This is a genomic window from Streptomyces glaucescens (assembly GCF_002154375.1).
GTDB classification, from domain to species: Bacteria; Actinomycetota; Actinomycetes; order Streptomycetales; family Streptomycetaceae; genus Streptomyces; species Streptomyces glaucescens.
The window spans coordinates 1-4,445 of record NZ_MUND01000722.1 but is presented as its reverse complement, the minus strand read 5'-3'; the positions used below and the strand labels follow the sequence as shown (position 1 = coordinate 4,445).

Annotated in this window: 5 protein-coding genes; 1 reads left to right on the top strand and 4 read right to left on the bottom strand. The window is 70.4% G+C overall.

What is annotated here, in order from left to right; translation table 11 throughout:
- The 4 genes from CCN42_RS35945 to CCN42_RS35935 form a co-directional block, all read right to left on the bottom strand.
- Nucleotides 1–288, bottom strand: a 288-nt coding sequence (locus CCN42_RS35945) for a phytase (RefSeq protein WP_422641243.1), incomplete at its 3' end; no start/stop codon positions are given.
- 182 nt (nucleotides 289–470) lie between these two features.
- Nucleotides 471–1,694, bottom strand: a complete 1,224-nt coding sequence (locus CCN42_RS35940) for a transcriptional regulator (protein ID WP_422641242.1) — start codon at nucleotides 1,692–1,694, stop codon at nucleotides 471–473.
- 91 nt (nucleotides 1,695–1,785) lie between these two features.
- On the bottom strand, nucleotides 1,786–1,905 hold the full coding sequence (locus CCN42_RS46315) for a helix-turn-helix domain-containing protein (protein ID WP_422641244.1): 120 nt from the start codon (nucleotides 1,903–1,905) through the stop codon (nucleotides 1,786–1,788).
- A gap of 112 nt (nucleotides 1,906–2,017) precedes the next feature.
- The gene (locus tag CCN42_RS35935) at nucleotides 2,018–2,323 is read right to left on the bottom strand and encodes a helix-turn-helix domain-containing protein (RefSeq protein WP_086172457.1); all 306 of its coding nucleotides are present in this window, start codon (nucleotides 2,321–2,323) and stop codon (nucleotides 2,018–2,020) included.
- Nucleotides 2,324–2,669: 346 nt separating this feature from the next.
- Here CCN42_RS35935 and CCN42_RS35930 point away from each other — a divergent pair, with 346 nt between their 5' ends.
- Complete coding sequence (locus CCN42_RS35930; protein WP_086741543.1) at nucleotides 2,670–4,229, top strand: APC family permease; 1,560 nt, start codon at nucleotides 2,670–2,672, stop codon at nucleotides 4,227–4,229.
- Nucleotides 4,230–4,445 lie beyond the last annotated feature (216 nt).

Genomic DNA, 4,445 nt, shown 5'->3' with positions numbered 1-4,445 from the left:
CGACTGCACCAGGCGGGCGCCGAGGTCGTACACCCGCAGGCCGCCTTCCTTGGCGGTCGCGATGACGAGGCTGCGGTCGGGGTCGGCCGCGTTGCGCCAGATCGCCGGGTCGTCCGCGTCGGAGTTGCCGCCCGCCTCGTCGTCGTAGAGGGGAAGGGTCTCACTGGTCGGGGTGACCGTCGGCAGGCCCGCGTCGTCGGCCCCGGCGGGGGCGGCGGTCACGAGGGCGAGCAGGGTGGCGCCCAGGGCGAGCGTGGTGACCCTGCCTGGCGTGCGGTGCGTTCTCACAAGCGCTTCCTTCGTCGATGTCGAGGACATGCCGATGGTGCGTGGAGAACCTTGCGTACAGGGAGCCATGATCTGTACACGTGAGCGCGCGGGATATGACCGTATTTAAACTGCCGTTAACCGGGAATCCGTCGGGCTGGACGACGGGGTCCGTCTCGGGCTTCCGGTCTCCGTCCGCCGCTTCAGGCCTCCGGCTCGTGCCCCACCGTGTAGACGTCCTTCACCTTGACCTCCGTGACGCCCCGGCCCTCCGGGAAGACGCTCCGCCAGCCACCGATGACATGCAGCTCGTCGGTACCCATCGCGCGGACCACGGTGAGACCGGCGTCGTACGCGTTGTAGGCCTTCATCCAGAGGTTCGCCAATGCCTGCGAGCGGATGATGTGCATCCAGTCGGGGCGGTACAGCTCCCGGTTGTGGTTGGACTCCCCCATCGTCGAGACGAACTTCGCGTACATCGCCTTGACGTACTCCAGCGTCACCTCGTCCCCGGCGGCGATCGCCGCGTCCCGGGCGTCCTTCAGGGCGACCCGGAACTTCTCCAGCAGGTTCTCCGTCGCACCGGAGGTGGACGACTCGTGGATCTCGGGCGGGTCGCACAGGCCGTACCGGGGCCCCGACAGGCGCAGCAGCAGCCGCAGTGTCGGTTCGGTGACCCACAGCGGGCCGGGCTCGTCGCGGCTGCCCATCGGATTGGGCAGGCGGTCGTCGTGCTCCCACACGGGCGGGGTGATCAGATGGACACCGGCCCGGCGGCGGTCGTGGCCGGAACCGGTGGAGTGCTGCAGCTGCCCGATGGGGAGGTGGGTCTTGGGGGCGGACAGGTGGGCCCCGTTGACGTCGAGGGCGGTGACCTCGTGGGCGCCCGGCGGAAGCCCGGGACGGGTCCACTTCGGGCGGGCCTCCCAGATCTGGTCGGCGCCGCGCGCGGTCTGCTTGCGCGGGACGTCCGGGATCCGGAGGTGGGCGACGATGTCGTAGCGGCCGCCCTTGCGGGTGCTGTCCAGCAACGCCATGGCGTCCGGGATCGCCCGCCTGACCAGTGCCGCGGTGGCCGCCTCCAGGTCGCCCCCGGGGGCGTCGAGCGCGGCGGCGACCGCCTGGCCGATCAGGTCGGGTCCGTCGTCCTCGGCGCGGGTGCGGCGGCCCGCGGGGACCAGTGTCACCGGGTTCGGCGACGACCGCGTCGCGGCCGGTTCCGGCGCCCTCTCCGCCTGCCCCGTCGCCCCTTCCGGGCTCGCTGCCCGCCCTTCCCCCGCCGCCGTACCGCACTCCTCCGGGTCCAGGTGCTGGGGGAATCCGGCGACCTGATGGCGGGCGGGGGCGCCGCAGTGGACGCACGGCCGGGGCGCGGGAAGGACTTCGACGTCGTCCCGGCCGCCGACGGCGGCATCGGGGACGGGCACCTGCTCCTCATGCGCGAGCGCGCCCGACTCCTCGTTCCCCGGAGGTCGGGGGTGGACGGCTCCGCCGCGCCGGCCGGCGTGTCGCGGGCCGTCAGCCTGGTCCGCGCGCCGTCCAGGAAGTACGCGTACTTCTCGCGGACCTCGCCGCTCGGTCGCGGCCGGATTCCCAACCGGCCACGGTCGACGGGCTCACGCCCAGCGCCCGCGCCACCTGCGTGCGGGACAGGTGCAGCTCCTCGCGCAGCGTCCGCCGCTCCTCCGCGGGCGGCAGCGGCACCTCTTCCCTGGCGGCGGCGAGGAGCGCGTCGATCGCCTCGAGTCCGTCATCGCGATGCCTCCTGCTCCGGTAGCGCCCGTGCGGTTCCGCCGCGGCGCCCGGGCCGTCGGCGGCGTTCCTCCGGCAGGGCCTCGAAGGCCCGGGTCGGGCCCGCCATGAGGTCCAGTACGTCGATGCCGAAGTGCTCGGCCACGGCGTCGCAGTCGGCCAGGCTCCAGGCCGCGCTGCCGGACTGCCGACGGCTGACCTGCGCCTGACTGACGCCCAGCGCTGCGGCGATGTCCGTCTGGGACTCGCCGGTGGCATGCATGAGCGCGGCCACGGCGGCCCGAACCCGCTCTTCCAGAGTCATCCGCACGAGGTGCAATCTAGCACCCCTGAAGCATGCCTCATGCGTTTTTCGTATGGCGATGGAGGGCACGGCGACGCTTGACCGGGCATCGAATATCAGCCACTCTCGGGGTGTGGCGCGGATCACACTGGAAGCTTTGGAACCGGGCATTCCGGGCCTGGCTGCGATTACCGAATATCGAACGTCGACTGTTCAATTTTGGAAGACAAGTTCCATGCCCCCGGAGAGCCTTTGAAACACAGGCAGTGAGCCGCATCTCACCCAGGAATGACTGGATCATGAAGACTCACACCCCTGAATGTCACGCACCGTTGGCGCGGAAACCGCAGCACTTAACGTCCTGTTCATGACTCAGCTGGACGTACGGCCCATGGCCGGAAACACAGGCGACGGGGATCCCGCCGACGGCATGCGTGCCAAAGGCCTGAGCGGGAACTCCGTCGGGCTGCTGGGCAGCGCCGTCATCGGCGTCTCCACCGTGGCCCCGGTCTACTGCCTGACCTCGACCCTGGGCTCCACCGCCGGTGAGGTCGGTCTGCAGATGCCGGCGGTGTTCCTCGCGGGGTTCCTGCCCATGCTGCTCGTCGCTTTCGCCTACCGCGAGCTGAACAAGGTGATGCCGGACTGCGGCACCTCCTTCACCTGGACGGTGAAGGCGTTCGGCCCGAAGGTGGGCTGGATGTGCGGCTGGGGACTGGTGATCGCCACGATCATCGTGCTCTCCAACCTGGCCGGTGTGGCGACGTCGTACTTCTGGCTGCTCGCCGGGGAGATCACCGGCAGCGACGACGTGGCGGCGCTCGACGGGAACAAGGCGGTGCACATCGTCACCTGTCTCGCGCTCGTCGCCCTCGCGACCGTGATCAGCTACCGCGGGATGACCGCGACCAAGGGCGTCCAGTACGCGCTGGTCGGGCTCCAGCTGGTGGTGCTCGCCGTCTTCGTGGCGATGGCCTTCGGCAAGGCGGGCAGCGCCGACTTCCCGACCTCGGCGGACTTCTCCTGGTCCTGGCTGAATCCGTTCGCCGTGCAGTCCTTCGGCGCCTTCACCGCCGGTCTGTCCCTGTCGATCTTCATGTACTGGGGCTGGGACGCCTGTCTCACCGCCAACGAGGAGACCACCGGCAGCACCAGGACCCCGGGCCGCGCGGCACTGGTCGCCATGATCGTGCTGGTCGGCTCCTACCTGGCCACCGGTGTGGCCGCGCAGATGGTCGTCGGCTCCGGCGACAAGGGGCTGGGCCTCGCCAACCCCGACACCTCCGACAACGTCTTCGCCGCGCTGGCCGGCCCGGTGATGGGTCCGGCGCTGGGCATCCTGCTCTTCGTGGCCGTCCTCGCCTCCGCCGCGGCGAGCCTGCAGACCACGTTCATCCCGGTGGCCCGTACGGTGCTGGCGATGTCGACGTACGAGGCCCTGCCCGCCTCCTACTCCAAGGTCCACGAGCGATTCCGCACCCCGGGCCGCGCCACGGTCATGGCGGGCATCGCGACCGGCGTGTTCTACACGGTGATGACCCTGGTCAGCGGGCACGTGCTGGTCGACACCATCTACGCGCTCGGCCTGATGATCTGCTTCTACTACGCCCTGACCGCCTTCGCCTGCGTCTGGTACTTCCGCGCCGAGGTGCTGCGCTCCGGCCGCGACCTGCTCTTCAAGGGTCTCTTCCCGCTGGTGGGCGGCCTGCTGCTGAGCGCGGTCTTCGCCAAGACCCTGGTCGACATGTGGGACCCGGCGTACGGCAGCGGCTCCTCGGTCCTCGGGATGGGCTCGGTGTTCGTGATCGGCGTGGGCCTGCTCCTCCTGGGCGTCGTGCTCATGTTCGCGATGCGCTGGCGCAACCCGGCGTTCTTCCAGGGAAAGACCCTCACCCGGTCGACGCCCGCGCTGGTCGCCGAGGACTGAGGCCCGGCGAGCGGGCGGACGTGTGGAGGGCGGGACACCCGACGGGGTGTCCCGCCCTCCACACATCCGCCCCGGTTCAAGGACGAAGGCAGTTCGAGAACGCACCCGGCTCGAGAACGACCGCCGACTGGACATGGCACCCGCGCGGCAGTGAGTGAGCGGTCCGGCAGCGGGTTACTCGGGGGCCATGAAGCTACATCTTCCCGGGCGCCCGGG

What these genes read in the sequence shown, in the direction of transcription:
- CCN42_RS35935 (WP_086172457.1), bottom strand. Translation starts at nt 2,323, where the DNA reads ATGACTCTGGAAGAGCGGGTTCGGGCCGCCGTGGCCGCGCTCATGCAT.
- CCN42_RS35930 (WP_086741543.1), top strand. Translation starts at nt 2,670, where the DNA reads ATGACTCAGCTGGACGTACGGCCCATGGCCGGAAACACAGGCGACGGG.